Annotated in this window: 25 protein-coding genes; 13 read left to right on the top strand and 12 right to left on the bottom strand. The window is 64.9% G+C overall.

Going from position 1 to position 21,695, the window contains the following annotated elements; genetic code table 11:
• Positions 1 to 156 precede the first annotated feature (156 nt).
• From A6F68_RS08180 to A6F68_RS08160, 5 genes are all read left to right on the top strand, one after another.
• Complete coding sequence (locus tag A6F68_RS08180) at positions 157 to 1,014, top strand: SDR family NAD(P)-dependent oxidoreductase (RefSeq protein WP_067678428.1); 858 nt, start codon at positions 157 to 159, stop codon at positions 1,012 to 1,014.
• Positions 1,011 to 2,465, top strand: coding sequence for an MFS transporter (locus tag A6F68_RS08175; protein ID WP_232308098.1), 1,455 nt, complete (start codon positions 1,011 to 1,013; stop codon positions 2,463 to 2,465). The genes A6F68_RS08180 and A6F68_RS08175 overlap by 4 nt, the downstream gene beginning before the upstream one ends.
• Positions 2,466 to 2,541: 76 nt before the next feature.
• A complete protein-coding gene (locus A6F68_RS08170; protein WP_067678423.1) occupies positions 2,542 to 3,834 on the top strand; it encodes an acyl-CoA dehydrogenase family protein in 1,293 nt (430 codons plus the stop codon).
• Positions 3,831 to 4,919: a Zn-dependent alcohol dehydrogenase gene (locus A6F68_RS08165; protein ID WP_067678422.1), complete on the top strand. Its 1,089-nt coding sequence runs from the start codon at positions 3,831 to 3,833 to the stop codon at positions 4,917 to 4,919. The genes A6F68_RS08170 and A6F68_RS08165 overlap by 4 nt, the downstream gene beginning before the upstream one ends.
• On the top strand, positions 4,916 to 6,001 hold the full coding sequence (locus tag A6F68_RS08160; protein ID WP_067678421.1) for a phosphotransferase family protein: 1,086 nt from the start codon (positions 4,916 to 4,918) through the stop codon (positions 5,999 to 6,001). Before A6F68_RS08165 ends, A6F68_RS08160 begins: the two co-directional genes overlap by 4 nt.
• Positions 6,002 to 6,005: 4 nt before the next feature.
• Here the strand turns inward: A6F68_RS08160 and A6F68_RS08155 are convergent, their stop codons facing one another.
• Complete coding sequence (locus A6F68_RS08155) at positions 6,006 to 8,354, bottom strand: S8 family peptidase (protein ID WP_257784463.1); 2,349 nt, start codon at positions 8,352 to 8,354, stop codon at positions 6,006 to 6,008.
• Positions 8,355 to 8,592: 238 nt separating this feature from the next.
• Between A6F68_RS08155 and dapD the strand changes: the two genes are divergently transcribed.
• From dapD to A6F68_RS08140, 3 genes are read left to right on the top strand one after another with little or no spacing between them, the layout of a single operon-like run.
• A complete protein-coding gene (gene dapD / locus A6F68_RS08150; protein ID WP_067678417.1) occupies positions 8,593 to 9,432 on the top strand; it encodes a 2,3,4,5-tetrahydropyridine-2,6-dicarboxylate N-succinyltransferase in 840 nt (279 codons plus the stop codon).
• Positions 9,433 to 9,487: 55 nt separating this feature from the next.
• The gene (locus A6F68_RS08145) at positions 9,488 to 9,814 is read left to right on the top strand and encodes a hypothetical protein (RefSeq protein ID WP_067678414.1); all 327 of its coding nucleotides are present in this window, start codon (positions 9,488 to 9,490) and stop codon (positions 9,812 to 9,814) included.
• A 2-nt stretch (positions 9,815 to 9,816) separates the two neighbouring features.
• Positions 9,817 to 10,044, top strand: a complete 228-nt coding sequence (locus A6F68_RS08140) for a hypervirulence associated TUDOR domain-containing protein (RefSeq protein ID WP_067678411.1) — start codon at positions 9,817 to 9,819, stop codon at positions 10,042 to 10,044.
• Between the two features lie 30 nt (positions 10,045 to 10,074).
• Here the strand turns inward: A6F68_RS08140 and A6F68_RS08135 are convergent, their stop codons facing one another.
• On the bottom strand, positions 10,075 to 11,337 hold the full coding sequence (locus A6F68_RS08135; protein ID WP_067678409.1) for a dipeptidase: 1,263 nt from the start codon (positions 11,335 to 11,337) through the stop codon (positions 10,075 to 10,077).
• Between the two features lie 126 nt (positions 11,338 to 11,463).
• Here A6F68_RS08135 and A6F68_RS08130 point away from each other — a divergent pair, with 126 nt between their 5' ends.
• Both A6F68_RS08130 and A6F68_RS08125 read left to right on the top strand, forming a co-directional pair.
• Complete coding sequence (locus A6F68_RS08130; RefSeq protein ID WP_198152574.1) at positions 11,464 to 11,754, top strand: DUF427 domain-containing protein; 291 nt, start codon at positions 11,464 to 11,466, stop codon at positions 11,752 to 11,754.
• 13 nt (positions 11,755 to 11,767) lie between these two features.
• Entirely contained in the window at positions 11,768 to 12,181 is a 414-nt protein-coding gene (locus tag A6F68_RS08125; protein WP_067678402.1) for a DoxX family protein, read from the top strand.
• Between the two features lie 45 nt (positions 12,182 to 12,226).
• Here A6F68_RS08125 and A6F68_RS08120 read toward each other — a convergent pair whose 3' ends face one another.
• Positions 12,227 to 12,478 carry an SWIB/MDM2 domain-containing protein gene (locus A6F68_RS08120; protein WP_067678399.1) on the bottom strand — a complete coding sequence of 84 codons (252 nt, stop codon included), beginning with the start codon at positions 12,476 to 12,478 and terminating at the stop codon, positions 12,227 to 12,229.
• A 258-nt stretch (positions 12,479 to 12,736) separates the two neighbouring features.
• On the opposite strand from A6F68_RS08120, the gene A6F68_RS08115 reads away from it, so the two are divergent.
• Positions 12,737 to 14,161 (top strand): S41 family peptidase, encoded by a 1,425-nt coding sequence (locus A6F68_RS08115; RefSeq protein ID WP_067678395.1) that lies wholly within the window; start codon positions 12,737 to 12,739, stop codon positions 14,159 to 14,161.
• Positions 14,162 to 14,165: 4 nt separating this feature from the next.
• On the opposite strand, the gene A6F68_RS08110 is transcribed toward A6F68_RS08115, so the two are convergent.
• Positions 14,166 to 14,768, bottom strand: a complete 603-nt coding sequence (locus A6F68_RS08110; RefSeq protein ID WP_067678392.1) for a TetR/AcrR family transcriptional regulator — start codon at positions 14,766 to 14,768, stop codon at positions 14,166 to 14,168.
• Between the two features lie 123 nt (positions 14,769 to 14,891).
• On the opposite strand from A6F68_RS08110, the gene A6F68_RS08105 reads away from it, so the two are divergent.
• Positions 14,892 to 15,779: a metal-dependent hydrolase gene (locus A6F68_RS08105; RefSeq protein ID WP_067678389.1), complete on the top strand. Its 888-nt coding sequence runs from the start codon at positions 14,892 to 14,894 to the stop codon at positions 15,777 to 15,779.
• A gap of 74 nt (positions 15,780 to 15,853) precedes the next feature.
• Here A6F68_RS08105 and A6F68_RS08100 read toward each other — a convergent pair whose 3' ends face one another.
• The 3 genes from A6F68_RS08100 to rplU form a co-directional block, all read right to left on the bottom strand.
• Positions 15,854 to 16,387: a GNAT family N-acetyltransferase gene (locus A6F68_RS08100; protein ID WP_067678386.1), complete on the bottom strand. Its 534-nt coding sequence runs from the start codon at positions 16,385 to 16,387 to the stop codon at positions 15,854 to 15,856.
• 199 nt (positions 16,388 to 16,586) lie between these two features.
• Positions 16,587 to 16,856 (bottom strand): 50S ribosomal protein L27, encoded by a 270-nt coding sequence (gene rpmA, locus A6F68_RS08095; RefSeq protein WP_067678383.1) that lies wholly within the window; start codon positions 16,854 to 16,856, stop codon positions 16,587 to 16,589.
• 17 nt (positions 16,857 to 16,873) lie between these two features.
• On the bottom strand, positions 16,874 to 17,374 hold the full coding sequence (gene rplU / locus A6F68_RS08090) for a 50S ribosomal protein L21 (protein ID WP_067678380.1): 501 nt from the start codon (positions 17,372 to 17,374) through the stop codon (positions 16,874 to 16,876).
• Positions 17,375 to 17,570: 196 nt separating this feature from the next.
• Here rplU and A6F68_RS08085 point away from each other — a divergent pair, with 196 nt between their 5' ends.
• Entirely contained in the window at positions 17,571 to 18,068 is a 498-nt protein-coding gene (locus A6F68_RS08085) for a hypothetical protein (protein ID WP_067678371.1), read from the top strand.
• A gap of 73 nt (positions 18,069 to 18,141) precedes the next feature.
• Here A6F68_RS08085 and A6F68_RS08080 read toward each other — a convergent pair whose 3' ends face one another.
• From A6F68_RS08080 to thrC, 5 genes are all read right to left on the bottom strand, one after another.
• Positions 18,142 to 18,564: a hypothetical protein gene (locus A6F68_RS08080; RefSeq protein WP_067678368.1), complete on the bottom strand. Its 423-nt coding sequence runs from the start codon at positions 18,562 to 18,564 to the stop codon at positions 18,142 to 18,144.
• 68 nt (positions 18,565 to 18,632) lie between these two features.
• A complete protein-coding gene (locus tag A6F68_RS08075; RefSeq protein WP_067678363.1) occupies positions 18,633 to 18,962 on the bottom strand; it encodes a Rossmann fold domain-containing protein in 330 nt (109 codons plus the stop codon).
• A 3-nt stretch (positions 18,963 to 18,965) separates the two neighbouring features.
• Entirely contained in the window at positions 18,966 to 19,337 is a 372-nt protein-coding gene (locus tag A6F68_RS08070; RefSeq protein ID WP_067678359.1) for a dihydroneopterin aldolase, read from the bottom strand.
• Between the two features lie 11 nt (positions 19,338 to 19,348).
• The gene (locus A6F68_RS08065; protein WP_067678357.1) at positions 19,349 to 20,239 is read right to left on the bottom strand and encodes a class I SAM-dependent methyltransferase; all 891 of its coding nucleotides are present in this window, start codon (positions 20,237 to 20,239) and stop codon (positions 19,349 to 19,351) included.
• Positions 20,239 to 21,654, bottom strand: coding sequence for a threonine synthase (gene thrC, locus A6F68_RS08060; RefSeq protein ID WP_067678353.1), 1,416 nt, complete (start codon positions 21,652 to 21,654; stop codon positions 20,239 to 20,241). Before thrC ends, A6F68_RS08065 begins: the two co-directional genes overlap by 1 nt.
• Between the last annotated feature and the right edge of the window lie 41 nt (positions 21,655 to 21,695).

The raw sequence follows: 21,695 nt of genomic DNA, 5'->3' as shown, positions 1-21,695 counted from the left end.
CGTTGACGCACACGTAAAGCCGTTTCCAGAGTCGGGGCAAGACCCGATTTCGGCCATACCGCTTTTACGAGGATGCCGTAACGGAAGCATTTGGCCCGTTGACGAACCTCGCTATCCGCCTACCCTACCGCTCATACAAATCAGCTGGGAGGGGCCATGCGATTCTCTGGCAAGACCGTGGTCGTGACCGGTGCGGCCTCGGGTATCGGGGCGGAAACAGCACGTCTTTTCGCCCGCGAGGGTGCGGTCGTGTTCGCCGCCGACATCGACGGCGCGGGCGTCGAGCGGCTGGTGTCGGAAGGCGCAGGGGACATTCGCTTCCAGCAGTGCGACGTCTGCTCGACCGATGACATCAAGGCCTTGATGGACCGAGCAGCTGCCGAAACCGGCGGCATCGACGTGGTCTTCAACAATGCCGGGGCCGGAGGCGCGCGGGCGAAGATTCACGAGATCGAGCCCGACGAGTGGGACAGGACGATGGACCTCCTCCTGAGGTCGGTCGCGTTCGGCATTCGCTATGCGGTGCCCCACATGATCGGGCGGCAGGGTGCAGCGATCGTGAACACGGCAAGCGTGGCCGCGACAGGGTCGGGTTACTCGCCAACGGCCTATGCGGTCGCCAAGTGCGGGGTGCTTCATCTCAGCAAGGTCGCCGCGGCAGACCTTGCACAGTTCGGCATACGCGTGAACGCGATCCTGCCGGGATTTATCAACACGAACATCTTTACCGCTTCTCTCGAAGTTCCCGACGATACGAAGGCTATCGCAAAGGCGATGATCGCGCAGGCGAGCGCAAACGCGCAGCCGGTCAGGCGCGGCGGGCAACCGCGCGATATCGCCGAGGCCTGCGCTTATCTCGCCAGCGAAGCCGCCAGCTTCGTGAATGGCACCGGCCTCTTGGTCGACGGGGGCCTGACCATCGGGCAGCGACCGAGCTGGGATCCCGAAGCGCCAAGCCCCCTTGCCGCGCTTATGGCTCTGGAAGAGCAGGCCAGGGCCGGGTCGCCCTCGTGACCGCCGTGGCGGCCGCGCCGACGCATCAGGTCGCGGGTCGAGTTCCGGGCCGCCTCGTCTTCGCCAACGGCCTCGGCAGCGTCGCTTACGGAATCAAGGACAACGGATTTTCCACGTTCCTCCTTCTTTTCTACAACCAGGTCCTTGGGATGGATGCCCGGCTCGTCAGCCTGGCTTTGCTGATCGCGCTGGTATTCGACGGGCTCATCGACCCGGTTGTCGGTCACATCAGCGATCGCACCGATACGCGCTGGGGTCGGCGCCTGCCGTATCTGTACCTGGCAGCGATCCCGCTTGGCCTTTTGTGGGTCTTGCTGTGGTCTCCGGTGGGCGCGGCGAGCTTCCCGGTCCTGCTCGCCTCGGCAATCGCCGTCCGCGCGGCGGTCGCGTTCTGCGAAGTCCCCTCAGCCGCGCTCGTCGCCGAAATCACGCGCGATTACGACGAGCGGACCCGGCTGACGCGCACGCGTTTCCTGTTTGCATGGGGCGGCGGTCTGCTGATGCTGTTGCTGGCCTATGGCGTCTTCCTGCCGAATGCGATGCTCGCGCGCGACGGTTACCAGCTCTACGGAATCGCAGGCGCCGCCCTCATGGTGATCACCGTCCTCGTGTCGGCAATCGGCCAGCACAAATGGGTCGCGCATCGCCCGCCTCCGCGCCCGGCAGACGAACTGAAGGGGATCGGTGGCGCGGTGTCGGACATCCGCGAGAGCCTGGGCCACCCTGCGTTCCTGGTCCTGATGTTTGCGCTCATCGCGGCGATAACCAGCCAGGGGATCACCTTTTCGCTGTCGAACTACCTTTACATCTTCGTCTGGCGCTTCCCCCCCGTGGCGCTCCAGCTTTATCCGCTGATGCTGTTCGCCAGCGTCGTCGGCAGCTTCCTGCTGGTCACCCCGCTTCACCGGCGTTTCGGAAAGCGCGAAGTGGCGATCGGGGGCGCGATCGTAGGGATGGTATTCTGGGCGCTGCCGCTGACCTTGCGCTACCTGGGCCTGTGGTGGCCGGACGGGTCGACCGCATCGCTCACCATGATGTTCGCCTCCACTTTCATTTCCAACATGTTCAGCGTGGTGATGACGATGTCGCTCTGGTCGATGCTCGCCGATGTCGTCGAAGCGTCGGAGGAGCAAACGGGACGCCGATCGGAAGGCACCTTTGCTGCCGGGGCGTTCTTCGCGGCCAAGTGTTCGACGGGTGTCGGGATATTCGTAACCGGCTTCCTGCTCAGCCTTTCGGGCATGCCAACCAACGCCAGTCCCGGAGATGTGGCGCCTTCGGTGATTGCCCACCTTACCCTGGCCTATGTCGTTTGCATCGCCGTGCTGGCGATCGTGGTGGCGCTCGTCATCCGCCGTTTCCCGATCACGCGCGAAGACCACGAGGCGCGGCTCGCGCTGCTGGCCGATGCCGCGCTCGCAGATCCAGAGGCGCGAACAATGCACCCGTGAATTCACCCGGCGGGGCTTGGCTATCGCGCCCCGCTCTGCCACCAGACGATCGATTGCAAGGAAGGACGTAACCGTCATGGATTTCGAACCCACCGACCGCCAGAAGCATTGGCGCGACCGTGTCCGCCACTTCATCGACACCCACATCCGACCGCGAAGCGACGAGTACAAGGCCGCTCACGAGAAGGATCGCTGGGGCGTAAATCCAGTGCTCGAGGAGGAGAAGGCGCGCGCCAAGGCGCAGGGCATCTGGAACCTCTTCATGCCGCCGCAGTCGGGCCGCCCTCACGTCGACGACACGTTCGACTTCGACGGGCCCGGGCTCACCAACCTCGAGTATGCGCTTTGCGCCGAGGAAATGGGCCGGGTGGGCTGGTCCAGCGAGGTATTCAACTGCTCGGCACCCGATACCGGGAACATGGAAGTGTTCCACCGTTATGGCACCCGCGAGCAGAAGGACGAGTGGCTGAAGCCGCTGATGGAAGGCGAAATCCGTTCGGCCTTCCTGATGACCGAACCGGCGGTCGCTTCGTCCGACGCCACGAATATCGAATGCCGCATCGTTCGCGACGGCGACCACTACGTCATCAACGGGACCAAATGGTGGTCGAGCGGCGCCGGTGACCCGCGCTGCAAGGTCGCGATCCTGATGGGCAAGACCGATTTCGAAGCCAAGCGCCACCAGCAGCAGTCGCAGATCATCGTCCCGCTCGATGCCGAAGGCGTGCACATCAAGCGCTTCCTGCCGGTCTTCGGCTACGACGACAGTCCGCACGGACACATGGAGATCGTGCTCAAGGACGTGCGCGTGCCGGCCTCGAACATCCTGCTCGGCGAAGGGCGTGGGTTCGAGATCGCGCAGGGACGGCTCGGGCCCGGCCGCATCCACCACTGCATGCGCACGATCGGCGTCGCGGAAGAGGCGCTCGCCAAGATGTGCAGGCGGCTGCAGATCCGCGAGGCATTCGGCAAGCCGATCTACCAGCACTCGGTCTGGGAAGAGCGCGTCGCCCGTGCCCGCATCGACATCGAGATGACCCGCCTGCTTTGCCTCAAGGCGGCCGACATGATGGACAAGGTCGGCAACAAGTCGGCCGCGCAGGAGATCGCCATGATCAAGGTGCAGGCACCCAACATGGCGCTGCGGATCATCGACGATGCCATCCAGGCGCACGGTGCAGGCGGCGTGAGCGACGACTTCGGTCTTGCCAATGCCTACGCACACCAGCGCACGCTGCGACTCGCTGACGGTCCGGACGAGGTCCACGCGCGGGCCATCGCGCGCATGGAGTTCGCCCGACACGCCCCGAACGTGCAGCCCCCGGGCGAGCCCGAATTCAGCTCCGGCGACCTGGCGGTGACCCGATGAAGGCTGCGGTACTCATTCAGCCGAAGGCCCCGCTGGAGATCGAAGAGCTCTCGATTTCCAAGCCGGGTCCGCACGAGGTGCTGATCCGCACTGCGGCTTGCGGACTTTGCCACTCCGACCTCCACTTCATCGAGGGGACCTATCCGCACGCCCTCCCCGCCGTTCCCGGCCACGAGGCGGCGGGCGTGGTCGAAGCGGTTGGCAGCGAAGTCCGGACGGTCAAACCCGGCGACCACGTCGTATCGTGTCTCAGCGCGTTCTGCGGACACTGCGAGTTCTGCGTGACGGGACGCATGGCGTTGTGCCTCGGTGCCGACACGCGACGTGCACAAGGCGCGCCGACGCGGCTTTCGCGGCCCGATGGCAGCCCGATCGCGCAGATGCTCAATCTTTCGGCCTTCGCCGAACAGATGCTGATTCACGAGCATGCCTGCGTGCGCATCGATCCTGAGATGCCGCTCGACCGGGCGGCGGTCATCGGCTGCGCAGTGACCACCGGCGCGGGAACGATCTTCAACGCCTGCAAACTGGTGCCGGGCGAGACGGTCGCCGTGATCGGCTGCGGCGGCGTCGGCCTGGCTGCGATCAATGCGGCCAAGATCGCCGGCGCGGGCATGATCATCGCTTGCGATCCCGTGGCTTCGAAGCGCGAGCTCGCCAAGGTCCTCGGGGCGACCCATGCAGTCGATGCGCTGGCAGACGACGCGGCGCAGCAGGTCATCGAGATGACGAAGGGAGGCGTCCACCACGCCATCGAGGCAGTGGGACGCCAGGCGTCGGCCGATCTCGCCTGCAAGGTCCTGCGGCGCGGCGGCACCGCGACGATCCTCGGGATGATGCCGCTCGACTGCAAGGTCGGCCTCGGCGCACTCGATCTGCTGCAAGGCAAGAAATTGCAGGGCGCGATCATGGGGATGAACCGCTTCCCCGTCGATCTGCCGCGACTGGTGGATTTCTACATGCGCGGACTGCTGGATCTCGACACAATCATCGCCGAACGCATCCCGCTGAGCGCAGTGAATGACGGGTTCGAGAGGATGAAGGGAGGCGACAGCGCGCGCAGCGTGATCGTGTTCGACCAATGAGCGAGGCGCCCGCAGTTCAGGACGCGCAGGCGGCGTTCACGGGTACGATCGAGCCATCGGAGGCCGACCGGCTGGACGAGGCACGCCTTACCGCGTGGATGGAAGCCAATGTCCCGGGCTTCCGCGGACCGCTGTCCCAAGGCAAGTTCAAGGGCGGGCAGTCCAACCCGACCTACAAGCTGTCCAGCCCCAGCGGGAACTATGTCCTGCGCCGCAAACCGTTCGGCAAACTGCTGCCCAGCGCGCACGCGGTCGACCGCGAGTTCAAGGTCCAGTCGGGCCTCCACAAGGTCGGCTTCCCGGTCGCGCGGCAATACGGGCTGTGCACCGACGACGATGTGGTCGGCTCGTGGTTCTACGTCATGGACATGGTCGACGGTCGCACGATCTGGGACGGCGCGATGCCGGGCGCTTCAGCCGACGAGCGCCGCGCGGTCTATTTCGCGATGACCGATACGCTGGCCGCGCTCCACAACGTCGATCTCGCCGAAGCCGGGCTCGAGGACTACGGCAAGCCCGGCAACTACTTCGGCCGCCAGGTCGATCGCTGGACCAAGCAGTACCGCCTCTCCGAGACCGAGCACATGCCGGCGATGGAGAAGCTCATCGAGTACCTTCCGGCAACGCTGCCCGAGCAGACCCGCACCAGCGTGGTCCACGGCGATTACCGGATCGACAACATGATCTTCGCGCACGACCAGCCCGAAGTGCTCGCCGTGCTCGATTGGGAGCTCTCGACGCTCGGCGATCCGCTGTCCGACTTCACTTACCTCTGCATGGCCTGGGTCACCGAGAACGGCGGCCGGTCGGGGGTGATGGACCTCGACCGCGCGGACCTCGGCATTCCCGAGCTCGACGAAGTGGTTGAGCGCTATTGCGCGGCGACAGGGCGCACCGATGTGCCGGACATGAACTGGTATTTCGCCTACAACCACTTCCGGCTCGCAGGCATCCTTCAGGGCATCAAGAAACGGGTGATCGACGGAACCGCAAGTTCCGCGCACGCCAAAGCGATGAGTGCGCGGGTTGACCCGCTCGCGCAGAAGGCCTGGAGCTTCGCCGAGAAAGCCGGCGCAGGCTAAGCTCCTAGAACGACTTCGCCCATTTCAGCGCAATGCCCTTGTCGTCGGGCAAGCTCGCCACGTGTCCGGGATCCTTGCGATAATAGAGGCTCGCCGCGGCGCTTCCGCCGAACAGGCGCCCTGCCCAGGCGATCTCGCCGTCGAGTTCACGTCCGCTGGGCGAGAGCGAGATGGCCCGCACGGCATACGTGGGCGAGAGACTGCCGTAGTCGTAATCGACCGGTAGGCTGAGGGCCAGGCCTCCGCTTTCAACCCGCAGCGGCTGCGACAGGCGGAAACTCAGGCTGTCGGAGCGCCCAAGAACGCCCCGTTTGGCTATGTCTGCCGACCATGCACGACTGGTGAAGTGCGAACCGCTTGCGATGGCGCCGACCTTTTCGGCGCGGGTCCACCCTTGGCGCGCGCTTCCGCCGAGGCGCCAGCCATCTGCGAACTTCCAGCCGACGCTCGCATCCACGAACATGGTGCCAGCCCCGCCTGCGCCGAACGCGTCGCTGAAATAGGCCCCAAGGATGGTGCGGTCCTCGCTCAACCACGTCAGTCCGAGCGCCGTCTCGACCGCACCGAAATGCCGGTCTGCAGCAAGAGAGAAGGCGGCTGTATCGCGGCTTTCCCTGCTCCTCCCGAGGGTTCCATCGACCATCCGCAGCGAGCCGAGCCAGGCCTCTCCGGTCTCGGCGGTGGCAGTCAGTCCCCACGGACCCAGCCTTTGGCGATAGGCAACCGCTACGTCCGCGCCCGCGGAAAAGCCCAAGTCGCCTCGCGCCTCGCCTGCAATCATGAACGCCGGGCGCTCATGCCCCTGGAGTTCGGCCACCAGGCCATCGCTCCGTTCGCGAAAGCCGAATGCGATTTGCTTGCCCGGCGCGAGTGCGAGCGCCGCGCGCCCGGCCAGCACTTTGGCGGCATCCGCATCCTGGCGGCTAAGGCGAAGCTGGGCCGGCCACGCGCTGCCACCATCCGTGCTTTCGGCAATCGAGAACGCCATGCTCAACGCATCCGTTCGCGCACCGACCCGACGCGATCGCTCTTCGAGCGCGCCCAATAGTCGCGGCACCTGCGTTGCCTGCTGCATGCCAAGCCCCAGGTCCGTCCCGTATGCGCGTCCATAGGAATCGAGGACAATTGCCCGGGTCGTGATGCCGGCGAAAGCGTCGCCCATCGGGGCGGACCCAATCGCGGTATCGTCGCCGAGCGGAACTTGTGCCGTACTGCCGGCCAGCGTCGTCGCTCCGCGGGGCGCGAAGGCCGCAGCAATGTCGAGGATACCCCGCCCGTATGTCGTGTCGGTGCCCGCTGCGCCGGCATCGCGTGCGCTCGTCAGTAGGATATCGACGATCTGCGTACCCGTCAGGTTAGGAAAGGCCTGCTTAAGCAGTGCCGCGGCTCCCGCAACTTGTGGCGCGGAGAAACTGGTGCCGGAAATCACCGTGACGAAAGTGCCGCTGGTGGTCGACTCGACCTTCAATGTGCCGTTTTCGTAGACGCAGCAGACCCGCTCGCCGAGGGCCGACAAAAAGAAACTCGCCTGGCTGCCGGCCTTGTTGCTGAACCGGGAAAACGTCCCGACATCGTTGACCGAGCCGACTATGATGACGTTTCCGCCACCTGCGTTGCGGACACCAGATGCGAACGGATTTGGCTGGTTGGGATCGACCGCAGGGTCGCTGCCATCGCCTTCATTTCCGGCAGAGACGACGATGACCGTTCCGGCAGCCGCCGCGCGTTGGACCGCCGCGACGAGCGTGCCGTTGGGGCTCTCGCCACCCAGGCTGAGATTGATCACCGAAGCGCCCGCAGCAACCGCACGATCGATTCCCGTCGCAATGTCGCGATCCGAAAAAACGCACCCGTCGGTGTTCGACGGCGAGGTATTCGAGCAACTTCCAGGGCGATCGGCTCGCAGCGCGACGATGGTCGCGTTGTACGCAATTCCCATGATCCCGGTGTTGTTGCGCGCGGCTGCCGCAATCATGGCTACGTTGGTACCATGGTCGTCCACCGCCTCGACCGTCCCATTGCCGGCGACGTCGGAACTTGCCGGATCGATACGTCCCGCGAACTCGGGACTGTCCGTGTCGATGCCGGTATCGATCACTGCAACCTTTACACCAGCGCCGGTCGCGCCCTGCGCCCATGCAGCCGTCGCGTTGTGAAAGCCGGGGCCATCAGAGCGGCGGAATTCCGCCGTATCGAAGGACGCGGCAGTCGTGGCTGTCGGGGTTGGAGTGGGGGTCGGCGTCGGAGTCGGGGCAGGAGTTGGACTCGGGCTCGGGCTCGGGCTCGGCGTCGGTCCCGGGGTACTGATTACCCCGCCCCCGCCGGCGCCCCCACCGCCACCACACGCCGACATGGCCAGAAGGACCGCCAGAGCGGAGCCAACTTCCCACGGCAATCTGTGCAGGCGTCGACCGGTCATATTGCAGCAATCCCGAAAGTTACGGCCATCTTGCGCACCATGGTTGAAGAATCGCTGAACGCCGATTTTTCGGACGATCCGCCAACGACGGCCAAAGCCCACATGTTCCCTTGCCCCCGTTCCCGCGCCCCGCTAGCGCCCAGGGGGCCGTAGCCAAACGGGAGCAGCAGGAATGTCAGCCGAACTCCAATCCGCCGTCGAGGCGGCATGGGAAAGCCGGAGCGAGGTAAATCCGGGCAGCAGCGAAGTTCGCCAGGTTGTGGATGCGGCCCTCGAGATGCTCGACAACGGTACGGCACGCGTAGCCGAGTCCGACGGCGCCGGCGGATGGCGTGTAAACGAGTGGCTCAAGAAGGCCGTGTTGCTGAGCTTCCGCCTCGCCGACAACGCCGTGATCGAAGGCGGCAGCGCAAGCGCGCCTGCTTACGACAAGGTACCGCTCAAGTTTTCCGGTTGGGGTGAGAACCGCTTCCGTGAAGCCGGCTTCCGGGTCGTACCGGGTGCCGTGGTTCGACGCGGGAGCTTCATCGACAAGGGCGTGGTGGTCATGCCCAGCTTCGTCAACATCGGCGCCTACGTCGGCGAAGGGACGATGGTCGATACCTGGGTGACCGTGGGCAGTTGTGCCCAGATCGGCAAGCACGTGCACCTTTCGGGCGGCGTCGGCATCGGCGGGGTGCTGGAACCCCTGCAGGCAGGGCCCGTCGTCATCGAGGATGGTTGCTTCATCGGCGCCCGGTCCGAGGTGGTCGAGGGCGTTCGCGTCTGCGAAGGCGCTGTGCTGTCGATGGGCGTTTTCATCGGCGCCTCGACAAAGATCGTCGACCGCAAGACTGGCGAAGTTCACGTCGGCCGCGTGCCGCCCTATTCGGTGGTGGTCCCTGGTTCGCTGCCCGGAAAGCCTCTGCCTGACGGCAGCCCGGGTCCCAACCTCTATTGCGCCGTGATAGTGAAGACGGTCGATGCGCAGACGCGCGCGAAAACGGGTATAAACGAATTGCTGCGTGATTAGGAACCGGAGCAAACCGAGACCGTAGAAGCTGACAATCAACAAGGGAGCCACTCAGATGGAAAAGCGGGGCGACGAAGTACACGCGAGCGAGACCGAGGTCAGCGGCGGATCGAAGGAAGGCGTGGTCAGGTGGGTCCTGATCATCGGCCTGATCCTCGCGGTCGGCTTTCTGACTATCATCTGGGTGACCGGCGCGGCAGTGCAGGACGACGGCGCGGATAGCGAAACCAGCGTCAGCAACACGATCGCTGTCGAGGAAGCTGCCGACGAGGACCGCGGGGAACCAATCGCGCCCGCGATGGATGGGCCGGAAGAAGCTGCGGACACCGGGGAAGAACCCGGCGACGCTCCCGCCGGCGATCCGAAGCCCGACGCGAACTGATCTTGGCAAAGTCCGCCAACAGTTTCCGGACTGGCGCGACGGTGCGCTGGCAGTGGGGCGGCGGGCACGCCGAGGGCCGTGTCGCGGAGCGATTCGAAAGGCGCGTGCAACGCACACTCAAAGGCTCGAAGATCGTGCGCAACGGGAGCGAGGAGAACCCGGCGTACCTCGTTGAACAGGACGATGGCAGCAAGGCTCTCAAGCTCGGTTCCGAACTGGAAGCGGGCTAGAGAGCCTGCCGCAAGAGCATCGCTTAACCTTCAGAACAAGCTGGGATTCTCAATCGGACGATCATCGCGGTGCGCGGCGGCGTAGGCTTCGGCCGCCCGCATGACGCGGGCGATGTTGCCGCCTGAAATCTTCTCGAGCTCCGTGCGGGTGTAACCGCGACGCGCAAGTTCCGTGAATAGGGCCGGATTGCCGGCTGCGTCTTCGGCGCCGACCGGACCGCTCGGCATGCCATCATAGTCACCGCCGATGCCGATGTGATCGATCCCGGCCACCTTGCGCACATGATCGATGTGATCGGCCCAGTCCGACACGGTCGCTTTCACCTCCGGGTTGGCGGCATTCCAGGCCGCCATTCCGCTTTCCACCGCGACCGGATTGCCGCGCCATAGCGCTTCGAGCCGCGCCTTTTCGGCAGCCTGGTTTGCACTCCATTGCCGCCGCCGCTCACTGAGGAAGTCGGGAAAGCCGACAGTCATCACGATGCCCCCGTTCGCCTTGAGGCGCGCAAGAACGCTGTCGGGCACGTTGCGCGCGTGGCCGTTGACAGCACGAGCGCCCGAGTGGCTGAAGATGACCGGCACGCTCGTCAGGTCGAGGGTGTCGATCATCGTCTTCTCGCTGACGTGGCTGAGGTCGATCAGCATCCCGAGCCGGTTCATCTCGCGGATCACGTCCTTGCCGAAGGGCGTCAGCCCGTCGTGCTTCGGCGTATCTGTCGCGCTGTCGGCCCACGGCGTGTTCTTCGAATGCGTGATCGTCATGTACCGGACGCCAAGGGCGTGCATCTGACGCAGGACCGCCAGGCTCGATCCGATGGAATGGCCGCCTTCCATACCCAGCAGCGAAGCCACCCTTCCCGCCTTCATGGCCTTGGCCGCGCCGTCGGCGGTGGTGGCGAGCTCAAGGCGATCGGGATAGCGAGCGATCAACCGCTTCATCACGTCGATCTGCTCGAGCGTAGCCTGGACGGCCTGCTGCTCTGTCAGCCCCGCACTGACGTAGACCGACCAGAACTGCGCTCCCAGCCGCCCCTTGGCGATCCGGGCAAGGTCCGTGTGCATCGCGCCCTTGTTCTTCTCAGGGTCGGCCGTGTCCGTCGTATCGGCGAAGTCGAAATCGGCAATCATGTTGTCGTACCGCTCGCGCAGCTGCTCGGGCACGTCGTTGTGTCCGTCCCAAACGGGGGTCGAACGAAGCGCCGCTTCGGCAACCTGTTCCGGTGTCTGGGCAAATGCTGCCGATGTTGCAGTCACGAGGCACAAGGCTGTGAAGGACGCGAAAGTAAGGCGCATTCGAAACTCCGGGTTTTGAGCGACCGGTGAAACCCGGTGGGATGAAGCTGTGGTATGACGTCTATCCGCCTGCAAACAAGCCCGCTAGGCTTCTGCATCGCATTGTTGGTCAGGGAGGGCAGCAAGATGCCGATGCAAGCCGTATGGAACGGGCGCGTGATTGCCGAGGGCGAAAACACCGTCGAGATCGAGGGCAATCACTACTTCGCTCGCGAAGCGGTCGACGAACGCTTTTTGGTCCCTAGCACCACGACCAGTGTGTGCCCATGGAAAGGCACCGCGCACTACTATTCGCTCGAAGTTGACGGTGTGCGCAATCCGGACGCCGTATGGTTTTATCCCGACCCGAAACCGGCCGCAGCCGAAATTCGTGACAGGCTGGCATTCTGGAAGGGCGTGGCGGTGACCCGAGAGTGACGAAAGACTGAAGGTGATCCGCTCGGCGCTCCGCTGGATCCTGGCTGCCTTCTATGCGGCCGCGGGCTATTTCCACTTGGCCGCCCCCGATCCGTTTTTGAAGATCACGCCCGACTGGGTACCTGCACCGGCAACGGTCGTCGCGCTGACGGGGGTGGCCGAACTGCTGGGAGCCGCCGGGCTCGTCCAGTGGCGGTCGAAGCGCCTCCGCCGTTATGCCGGCATGGGACTGGCGCTCTATGCGCTGTGCGTCTGGCCGGCGAACTTCAACCACTTCCTGATCGATTTGGCGCGGCCGGATGGCGGCCTGGGGCTCGCCTATCATCTTCCCCGGCTCGCTTTTCAGCCGGTACTGATCTGGCTCGCGATGTGGGCGGGCGAAGCGACCGATTGGCCCTTCGCCCGCCACGGGGCCTCCGCGAAGTAGTGCTTCGCGGAGCGTATCCCCGCAATCACGCGTGATCCTGGCGGATCAGCTCATGTGCTTCGAAACAGCACCGGTCATCTTGAACATCGAAATCTGCTCAGAGCCCGTGACCTTGCCGAGAGTGGCGTCGGGATTGATCATGCGCTTGTCCTTCGAATCCTGAAGGCCGTGCTTCTTGATGTAGTCCCACACCTTCGAGGTAACCTGGGCGCGCGTCATCGGGCCCTTGCCGACGACCGCTTCGAGGTCCCCGGTCAGGTTTACCGGCTTCTGCAGCGCGTTGTTCTTGCCAGCCATGATCAATGGTCCTTTCCTGCTTGGCTATGGCGGCAATCCTAGGCGCTCCTCCGCCTTACGGCGAGGGCGCAAGGCCCCCGGAGAAGAGTTTTCGACAGGCGCGAAGGGCATTTCAGCCTGAATCGCCCTCGAAACAGTGCCTTTCGACAAGATTTGTTTGCTCAGCCGCTATTCAGGCGGCATTTTGCATTTCGCGCTTTTGGCCCCTGCGCGGGTTCGCGAGGGGATTTCCACGACATTTCTTGGAGGGGTTAGACGATGAGCATGGGTCGCACTTCGCTCTCGCTTGTAATTGCCCTGTCGCTGACAGCATGTGGCGGCGGCGGATCGGGCGGTGGTGGCGGAACCTTCGGCAATGCGCCGACCCCCACTCCGTCCACCAGCGCGTGCACGCTGTCATCGCGCCAGGATTTCGCCAAAGCGGTGATCGACGAATGGTATCTCTTTCCGAGCCTCGTCGATAACACCGTCAGCAAGGCCAGCCACTCGACCGTCCAGTCGTACATCGACGCACTCGTCGCGCCGGCGCGCGTGCAGTCGCGCGACCGTTTCTTCACTTACATCACCTCGATCGCCGAAGAGAACGCGTTCATCAATTCCGGGTCGAGCGCGGGGTTCGGCATTCGCCTGGCGTACGACACGTCCCAGAACCGCGTGTTCGTGGTGGAATCGTTCGAAGGCGCGCCGGCGCTTGCTGCCGGCATCGACCGCGGCACGGAGATCGTTGCGATCGGGACAAGCGCGTCGAACCTGCAATCGGTCGCTTCGCTCATGGCGAGCGGCGGGTCGTCGGCGGTTTCGAATGCGCTGGGTCCGTCGGACGCCGGCGTCACTCGCGTTCTTGAGATCGTCAACGGCAGCACGCGCACGACCGTGACGGTAACGAAAACCAATTTCGCGCTCGATCCGGTCTCGAACCGCTACGGCGCGCAGATCCTGAACGATGGCGGAAAGCGGGTCGGCTACATCAACCTGCGCACCTTCATCGATACCGCCGATGCCGACCTGCGCAGCGCGTTCGCAACGTTCAAGTCGCAGGGCGTGACCGAGGTCATCGTCGACGTGCGCTATAATGGCGGTGGTTTGGTCCGGATCGCCGAGCTTTTCGGAGAGTTGATGGCTGCCGACCGTGTCGGCCAGGTCTTCAGCTACACCACATTCCGCGACAGCAAGGCGAGCAACAACTCGACCGACCTCGTCATGGCGCAGCCCCAGGCCATTGCCGCGACGAAGATTGCGTTCATCGGCTATGGCGGCACAGCATCGGCGAGCGAACTCGTCGCGAACTCCTTCATCCCGTACCTCGGCACGAATACCGCGCTGATCGGCAGCAATACCTTCGGCAAGCCGGTGGGTCAGATCGCGATCGACAAGGCGGAATGCGACGACCGGATGCGTGTGGTTGCCTTCCGGACCGAGAATTCGAACCGGCAGGGCGACTACTACACCGGTCTGGCGAGCGTGTTCCCGCGCACGTGCCGTGCGACCGACGACATCAGCAAGCAGCTCGGCGATCCGAACGAGGTCGCGATCAAGACCGCGCTCGATTTTCTTGCAGGGCGCGCCTGCACGCCGATCGCCGGGGTATCGGGACAGGGCACGCTATCCGTGCAGCCGTCGAGGGAGCTGATCTATCCTGCGGCACCGTCGGCCGCACAGCGGGATACGCCGGGCCTGTTCTGACAATTTAGGGTTGCGGCTCGGGGTCGCGGGCAAGCGCTACAACGAGAAGTCGCTCGGCACGTTCGCGCGCAGTCGCTTCGGGCAGCCCGAGCGAACGCGCCAGTGCCGGGCCCATCAGCGCATTGCCAAGTGCCATAAGCACCAAAGTCAGCGTCGTTTCGTGAAGAGCGAGGACGCCCGAATGCGACTGGGCCTCCTGCGGCGCGATCTCATCCACCAGCTCGTGAATCGCCTCGACGATCGGGTCGAGCGCATCCTCGTTGCCCGTCAGCAGCATCCAACTGGCGAGCGCTCCGGCCCCTTCCTTGTCGAAGGCATCGAAAGTGAGATCCACGACTTCGCGCGGCGAACCCAAGCCTGCCCTGCTTGCTTGCACAGCATCCTTGATCGTGTCGCAGACCGTTTCGGCCAGGTGCTGCGCCAAGGCCTTCTGCAGCCCTGATGCCGAACCGAAATGGTGCAGGAGGTTGGCATGGGTGCGGCCGATCCGAGAGGAAACCGCCTTCAGCGTCACCGACTGAGGGCCCGTTTCGATCAGGAGATGGCGCGCGGCTTCGAGCGCGCTGGTGCGCGATTCTTCGGGGCTGAGGCGCTTGCGAGTGGCCATGACGGGAATGCGACTAGTCCGTGCGGCACGCAACGACAAGGAACCATTCGCCAACCCAAACCTTATTGACACTGATGTCAGCAGCAGCTACTTACATCAGTGTCAGTTAAAGGATCCGATTCGATGAATGCTCCTGCCAAGTTCGATATCGAAGCATCTGCTCCGGCACTCGGAACCGCGACGCCCGACGATCTGGACATCGTTGTGCGCGACCGTCGGTTCCTGCGCGGCCAGACCGCCAAGCGCTGGTGGCTGAACGGCGATCCGATTGCGACCGCCTGGTTCAACGCCCTTTCGGCGACCTTTCCGCGCGGAGAAGCCTTTTTCATAGAATCCGTCCGCGCTTTCCGCGACGGTGCCGACCCCAAGCTTGCCGGCGAAATTCGCGCCTTCATCAAGCAGGAAATCAACCACACCCGCGAGCACATCGTGCTCAACAAGCTGGCGGAGAGCAGCGGTTACGACATCGCCTTCATCGACAAGCGCGTCGAAGAACTGCTCGCGTTGCTCAAGGATCGTCCGGCTTACCTCAACCTCGCCGCGACGATGGCGCTCGAGCACTTCACCGCGATGTTCGGCCAGGAACTTCTCGCCAACCCTGCGCACCTGAAGGGCGCCGAGGGCGATCTCGGCGACATCTGGCGCTGGCACTCGGTCGAGGAGATCGAGCACAAGGGTGTCGCTTACGACACTTGGCTGCACGCGACCCGCGACTGGAGCCGCTGGCGCCGCTGGAAGCTCAAGAGCCTGATGATGGTGCTCGTGACCAAGCGGTTCATCGGCAACCGCGTGAAGGACATGAAGGACCTCCTCGCGCAGGACGGCCTTACCGGTTGGAAGGTGACTGCCCGGATCTGGGCCTACCTCCTCTTCCGGCCCGGTTTTCTCCGCCGCATCGCGCTTCCGTGGCTCGCCTTCTTCCTTCCCGGTTTTCACCCGTGGAACGAGGACGATCGCCACCTGATCAGCAAGTACGAAGGCGACTTCAGCGACGCCCTGCTCCCGGCCTGATCCAACAACTCAAGATGTACGAAGCGCCGCACCGGTCTTTTCCGGAGCGGCGCTTCTTTCTTTGACGAGACGGTTCAAGCGGCGCGCATGACAGGTGCCGACGGTTCGGCAAGATCGAGCGTATATTCGACCGACCGGACGGCCCGCCCTCGCGCCCGGCTGTAACGCATTGCGTTGCGACCAGTCGGGATGAAGCCGAGCTTGCGCAAGACCCGCCCCGACGCGGGGTTGTCGGCGAAATGGCCAGCGAGGGCACGACGATGACCGAGCATCCGTGCCACGCGGAGCACGCCGGCCGCTGCCTCGGTCGCATAGCCGCGGCCCCAGTAGGGGCGAGCCAGCCAATAGCCGACTTCGATCTCGCCGTTACGATCGCCGAGACCGGCGGATCCGATCACTTGTCCGCTCGCCGATTCGACAACGAGGAAGTGCGGCTTGCACGGATCCTGCGGCAGGGCGACGAATTCCCTCGCTTCCGCAGGGCCATAGGGCCACGGCGCGCGAGCGAGATTCATCGCCACGCCTTCGTCGGCCACGCCCTCGAGCACAGCTTCCCAATCCTCGGGCCACGCGGGCCGCAGCAGCAGCCTTTCGGTAACGTGGAACACCAGCCTTCTCCTCCTCATCCGCGTCCGGGCGCTAGCCGGAGCACGTGACACTCTCGTTGCGCCGCTCCGGCGGGAGCGACGATGGGTGAGGGAGATACGACAAGAGGGAGACGGGCTGACCCCATCTCCCTCTTCGTGCCGGATTTCTACCTCCGGCGGGGGGCCATCCCGTGGACGGCCCCTTTATCGGGTCGTCCGATTATTCCGCGGCGACTGCCGGCATGTCGACCGATACGTACTTGCGGCCGAGTTTGCCGGCATGGAATCGCACGCGACCTTCGACGAGCGCGAACAGCGTGTGGTCCTTGCCCATGCCGACGCCGTTGCCGGGATAGAACTTCGTCCCGCGCTGGCGCACGATAATGTTGCCCGGAATCACTTCCTGGCTGCCGAACTTCTTGACGCCGAGGCGACGGCCCGCGGAGTCGCGGCCGTTGCGGGACGAACCGCCTGCTTTCTTATGTGCCATTGTTTCGTCCTACTCTCTTACTTGTCGGTCTTCTTGGCAGCCGGCTTCTTGGCCGGGGCCTTCTTTTCGGCAGCGGCCTTGGGGGCAGCTTCCTTCTTCGGAGCAGCAGCCTTCTTGGGCGCGGCTTCCTTCTTCGGAGCTGCATCCGCCTTGGGGGCCTTGGGAGCCTCGTCCTTCGGAGCGGCGTCAGCCTTCGGCGCAGCCTTCTTCTCGGCCTTCGAATCGCCGACCGAAACGATGCGCAGCAGGGTCATCTGCTGGCGGTGACCCGCCTTGCGGCGATAGTTGTGCCGGCGGCGCTTCTTGAAGACGACGACCTTCTCGCTCTTGGCCTGGGCGATGATTTCTGCCGAGACGACGGTCTTCGCCGCGTCGGCGAGCTTTTCACCTTCGCCGGCGAGCAGGACGTCGCCCAGGGTGATCGTGTCACCGGCGTCACCCGCCAGCTTCTCGACCGCGATCTTGTCTCCGGCGGCAACCCGGTACTGCTTGCCGCCCGTGCGCACTACTGCGAACATGGGATTTTCACTTCCGCTTTACGTGTGTGGCCGCCTTCGGAAGGCGACGAAACCGGAAGCCCCCGACATGGGGTCCCGGAAAGATGGGTGCCGTTAGGGGAAGCCTCCCGCGAAGTCAACGCCCCAGTGGCTCAAGCGGGCCACCCGTGACGCGTAAGTCCTTCCCTCGCCCACAACCCGTGGTAAGGACCGGCGCGTGACCGTCGCCAAGCCCGCAATCGCCCTGATCCCCGCCGCCTTGCTGGCCGCCTGCGCCACCCCTGGCAATTACCCCTCGCTCGCCCAGAGGCCGGCGGAGAGGGTCGAGGGCACCTTTCAGCCCGACGATGCCGTCTCTGAAGTCCCGGCCCCGGTCCAGCCATCGGCCGACCTGGCAGCAAGGCTTGCCGATCTGGTCGCCCAAGCGGAAGCCGGCCACCGAGAGTTCCAGGCATCGACCCCCGCCGCCGAGCGCCTGGCAGGCAACTCCGGAGGCACCGCGTCGGACAGCTGGGCCGCAGCGCAGGTCGCGCTCGCCGATCTCGATTCGATTCGCAGCCGCGTCGCCGTCGCTCTCGCCGAACTCGATTCGCTGTGGGTCGACGCAACCGTGGAAGCCGGTCCGCGCGAAGCGATCGGCTCGGCGCGCGCGACCGTCGAAGCTCTCGTGGTGCAGGAAGACACAGTGCTCGCCCGCCTGCGCGGACGTATCTGACGCGCAAGGGGAAACGCGCGGAACCGGACGAACCGATCCCGCGCGCTCCCCCTCTCGAAGCAGGAAACGCCGGCTAGACGAGCGCCGCGATGGTGACGCAGACGATGCCCCAGGCAAAGATCAGGACGGGCAGGACGAGCATTTGGGCCGTCGCTTCTCCCGCGCTCAGGCGTCCGGTCGCGGTCATCACGCCCTTGCTCCGGAAGCGATTCCAGTCGAGCGGCCCCGCCGGATTGTTCGGCCGCATCCGGGTCCAGATCGCCGGGATTGCGAAACCGGCGACAATGAAGAACGCGAAGATGACCATCGGGATGATCAATTCCGGGCTCCCCATCCCGAAGGCCATCACGGCAAGGAAGCCGAGATAGAGCCCCACGGTCGAGAGATAGAGCCCGCGCGGTAGTTCGAAGGTGCGGTCGACCGTGACCGGGTGAAGCAGTTCGGTGCGAACGGTGGCGGCCTCGGCGACGATCTCGCGGGTCAGGTGCCTGGACATCTGGAAAGCTCCTTCGTTGGGTACGAAGCGGGCTTAAGCCGATCGCGCACAGAGCGATTTGATCTGCGTCAAACGGTAATGGGATTTCCGGCGCCGCCCGCGTCGAGCACGAAATACTGACCGGTTACGCCCGGCGCGCGGCCAAGATAATCGGTGGCTGCAGCGATCGCGGCTTCTTTGTCCGACGCAATCGCGTTCACACGCCGCGGGGCATGTTCCCGCGCCAAGCCCTGGACAGCGGCGAGTCGCCAGGCGCGATGGTCATGCCCGGCAGGTTCGAAGACGATGACGACATCGCCAGTCTCGATCGCGGAGAGCACCTCAGGCAGATCGCGGGAATGAAAACGCGCCGCGGCCTCGACCGGTGAACTGGGCAAGCCTTCAATTCGAACGATCACCGGTCAGCGCCTGTGCCGGGTCAGGGTGATGCCGATCTTCTCGTTCGCCTCGGCAATGGCGAGTTTCACGATCTTGACGGTGACTGCTTCGACCCGATCGTCCTGCACGAACAGCGTGTCGCAAATGTGCTCGGCCACCGCCTCGATGAGCTTGAAATGCACGCCCGGCGGCAGCGCTTCGCCCGCGGCGAACTTGAGGTCCATGTAGTTCTTGCTGGCCGACAGGTGCGTGTCGGGCTCGTAGCGAGGCGCCGCCTTGAGTTTCGCTGCGATCGATATGCGCAGCGGCTGCGGCTTGCCGGTCTCCTCGGAGTAGATGCCGGTCAGGACATCGACTTCGAGGTCGGCGACTTCAAGGATCAGCGAATCGTCCATGCGCCCCGCACTTAGCCCGGATTCGACCAGCGTGCGAAGATGGCCGTCGGAAGCAGCCTGCCGCCCTCGCCTTCCTCGCGGACCGCGAGGTCGCCGTGCTCGATCATCCCGGGGAGATCGGCGAAGAGCTCGGCGAGGAGTCCTGCGAGCGCGAGGCTGCTCATGCGAACGGCGTAGACGGTGAGGAAAAGAAAGCGGCTGTCGCCGTCGAGGAGTCGGCGGCAATCGCCGACAAGCCCCGGCAGCCCTTCTTCCAGGCGCCAGACCTCGCCGTCGGGACCCCGACCAAACTTGGGCGGATCGAGGATGATCCCATCGTACCGTCTGCCGCGCCGCACTTCGCGCGCGGCGAACTTGGCGGCATCGTCGACAAGCCAGCGGATCGGTCGCTCGGCCATCCCCGAAGCCTGCGCATTCTCGCGCGCCTGCGCGACCGATTTCTTGCTCGCATCGACGTGGGCGACCGGACCACAATCGCTAAGCGCCAAAGTCCCAACCCCGGTATAGCCGAACAGGTTGAGCGTCTGCGCGTCGGCCTTGCCGCCAAGCTGCGCGCGCATCCAGTCCCACACCGGCGCCATGTCGGGAAAGAAGCCGAGATGCCGGAAGGGCGTGCATTGCGCTGTGAACCGCACATCGTTCCATGCCAGCGGCCAGCCGTCCCGCGGGACAGGGCGATCGAACTGCCAGCGCCCGCCCCCGTCCTCGTCGCTGCCGGGAACGAACTCGCCGTCGGCCTGCCACTCAGCATGGCGGGGAGACCACATCGCTTGCGGCTCGGGCCGGATGAAGCGATGCGGCCCGTACCGCTCGAGCTTCCGGCCGTGACCGCTGTCTACCAGGCCATAGTCGGCCCACCCATCCCCGGCGAGGATCACCGGCGCTTCGACGAGCTCCGCCATCAGGCCGAAGGGGTAGCGTGTTCGGCGATGTAGTCGCGCACCGCTTCGTAGGTCCCAGGAAGCTCTGCGTAGCGCTCCTCGCGAGTGAAGAGGTCCCCGACACGCGCGGGAAGCGGCGGACGCTGACCGGTCGCCCGCTCGACCGAATCGCGGAATTTGGCAGGGTGCGCCGTGGCCAGCGTCACCACCGGTACGTCCGCCGACAGGTCCGACGCCATGGCAGCGTGCAGTCCGATCGCGGTATGGGGATCGATCGTCTCGCCGCACTCCTCGTGCGCCCAGCGCATGGTGGCGGTCATTTCGGATGGTTCGACGCGGGCGCTCGTGAACAGCGACGCCGCGCCTTGCTGCTGCGCGTTGGTCAGCCGCATCGACTTCGAGGTTTCGAAACCGCGCATCTGTTCGGCCATGGCCATGCCGTCGCGTCCGCCGAGATCAAACAGCAACCGCTCGAAGTTCGAGGAGACCTGGATATCCATGCTCGGCGCCGCGGTGGGCGTGACGGTCCCGGCCGAGTAATCACCTGCCGACAAGGCGCGGTGGAGAATATCGTTGACATTGGTCGCCACGATCAGTCGCTCGATGGGCAATCCCATTCGCGCCGCGACGTAGCCGGCAAACACATCGCCGAAGTTGCCCGTCGGAACGCTGAAGGCGACCTTGCGATCGGGCCCGCCGAGCTGGAGCGCGGCGGCGAAGTAGTAGACCACCTGCGCCATCAACCGGGCCCAGTTGATCGAATTGACCGCACTCAGGCGGAAACGTCCGGTCATTTCGGGGTCGCCGAACATGCGCTTTACCGTCGCCTGCGCGTCGTCGAAGCTGCCGTCGATGGCGATGTTGTGCACGTTCGGCGCAAGCACCGTCGTCATCTGGCGACGCTGGACGTCACTGACGCGGCCCAGCGGGTGGAGCATGAATATCTCGACCCCCTCGCGCCCGGCGATCGCGTCGATCGCCGCGCTGCCGGTGTCGCCGCTCGTCGCCCCGACGATCGTCAGGGCGCCGTCCGCCCCGGTGTCTTTCCGACGCCCGAGAAACTCTTCGAAAAGCAACCCGAGGAGCTGGAGCGCCACGTCCTTGAACGCCAGCGTCGGCCCGTGGAACAGCTCAAGCAACCAGTTCTGCTGGTCGAGCTGGAAGAGCGGAGTGACGGCCTGGTGCGCGAAGCGACCGTAGGCCTCGCGGGTCAACTCCAGCAACCGGTCGGGTGAAAGGCTCTCGCCGACGAACGGGGCCATCACCCGGGCAGCGAGTTCCGCATAAGGCAGGCCGCGCATCGCGGCGATCTCGTCCGCGGTGAACGAGGGCCAGGCGCGCGGGACATAAAGACCACCGTCGCTGGCCAACCCGGCCAGCGTCACGCCCTCGAAGTCGAGGACTGGGGCCTGGCCGCGGGTAGAGACGTATTCCATCGTATCGGGCGGTTAGCGGCGCGTGGCGGACGCGGCAAGCA

The organism is Tsuneonella dongtanensis (assembly GCF_001698205.1).
In the GTDB taxonomy this organism is placed as follows: domain Bacteria; phylum Pseudomonadota; class Alphaproteobacteria; order Sphingomonadales; family Sphingomonadaceae; genus Tsuneonella; species Tsuneonella dongtanensis.
This window is presented reverse-complemented; position numbering and strand designations above follow the sequence as displayed.

What these genes read in the sequence shown, in the direction of transcription:
- A6F68_RS08065 (WP_067678357.1), bottom strand. Translation starts at nt 20,239, where the DNA reads ATGGCGGAGCTCGTCGAAGCGCCGGTGATCCTCGCCGGGGATGGGTGG.
- rpmA (WP_067678383.1), bottom strand. Translation starts at nt 16,856, where the DNA reads ATGGCACATAAGAAAGCAGGCGGTTCGTCCCGCAACGGCCGCGACTCC.
- rplU (WP_067678380.1), bottom strand. Translation starts at nt 17,374, where the DNA reads ATGTTCGCAGTAGTGCGCACGGGCGGCAAGCAGTACCGGGTTGCCGCC.
- A6F68_RS08120 (WP_067678399.1), bottom strand. Translation starts at nt 12,478, where the DNA reads ATGGCTGGCAAGAACAACGCGCTGCAGAAGCCGGTAAACCTGACCGGG.
- dapD (WP_067678417.1), top strand. Translation starts at nt 8,593, where the DNA reads ATGTCAGCCGAACTCCAATCCGCCGTCGAGGCGGCATGGGAAAGCCGG.
- A6F68_RS08155 (WP_257784463.1), bottom strand. Translation starts at nt 8,354, where the DNA reads ATGTCGGCGTGTGGTGGCGGTGGGGGCGCCGGCGGGGGCGGGGTAATC.
- A6F68_RS08160 (WP_067678421.1), top strand. Translation starts at nt 4,916, where the DNA reads ATGAGCGAGGCGCCCGCAGTTCAGGACGCGCAGGCGGCGTTCACGGGT.
- A6F68_RS08070 (WP_067678359.1), bottom strand. Translation starts at nt 19,337, where the DNA reads ATGGACGATTCGCTGATCCTTGAAGTCGCCGACCTCGAAGTCGATGTC.
- A6F68_RS08110 (WP_067678392.1), bottom strand. Translation starts at nt 14,768, where the DNA reads ATGGCCACTCGCAAGCGCCTCAGCCCCGAAGAATCGCGCACCAGCGCG.
- A6F68_RS08105 (WP_067678389.1), top strand. Translation starts at nt 14,892, where the DNA reads ATGAATGCTCCTGCCAAGTTCGATATCGAAGCATCTGCTCCGGCACTC.
- A6F68_RS08145 (WP_067678414.1), top strand. Translation starts at nt 9,488, where the DNA reads ATGGAAAAGCGGGGCGACGAAGTACACGCGAGCGAGACCGAGGTCAGC.
- A6F68_RS08170 (WP_067678423.1), top strand. Translation starts at nt 2,542, where the DNA reads ATGGATTTCGAACCCACCGACCGCCAGAAGCATTGGCGCGACCGTGTC.
- A6F68_RS08135 (WP_067678409.1), bottom strand. Translation starts at nt 11,337, where the DNA reads ATGCGCCTTACTTTCGCGTCCTTCACAGCCTTGTGCCTCGTGACTGCA.
- A6F68_RS08115 (WP_067678395.1), top strand. Translation starts at nt 12,737, where the DNA reads ATGAGCATGGGTCGCACTTCGCTCTCGCTTGTAATTGCCCTGTCGCTG.
- thrC (WP_067678353.1), bottom strand. Translation starts at nt 21,654, where the DNA reads ATGGAATACGTCTCTACCCGCGGCCAGGCCCCAGTCCTCGACTTCGAG.
- A6F68_RS08080 (WP_067678368.1), bottom strand. Translation starts at nt 18,564, where the DNA reads ATGTCCAGGCACCTGACCCGCGAGATCGTCGCCGAGGCCGCCACCGTT.
- A6F68_RS08130 (WP_198152574.1), top strand. Translation starts at nt 11,464, where the DNA reads ATGCCGATGCAAGCCGTATGGAACGGGCGCGTGATTGCCGAGGGCGAA.
- A6F68_RS08165 (WP_067678422.1), top strand. Translation starts at nt 3,831, where the DNA reads ATGAAGGCTGCGGTACTCATTCAGCCGAAGGCCCCGCTGGAGATCGAA.
- A6F68_RS08180 (WP_067678428.1), top strand. Translation starts at nt 157, where the DNA reads ATGCGATTCTCTGGCAAGACCGTGGTCGTGACCGGTGCGGCCTCGGGT.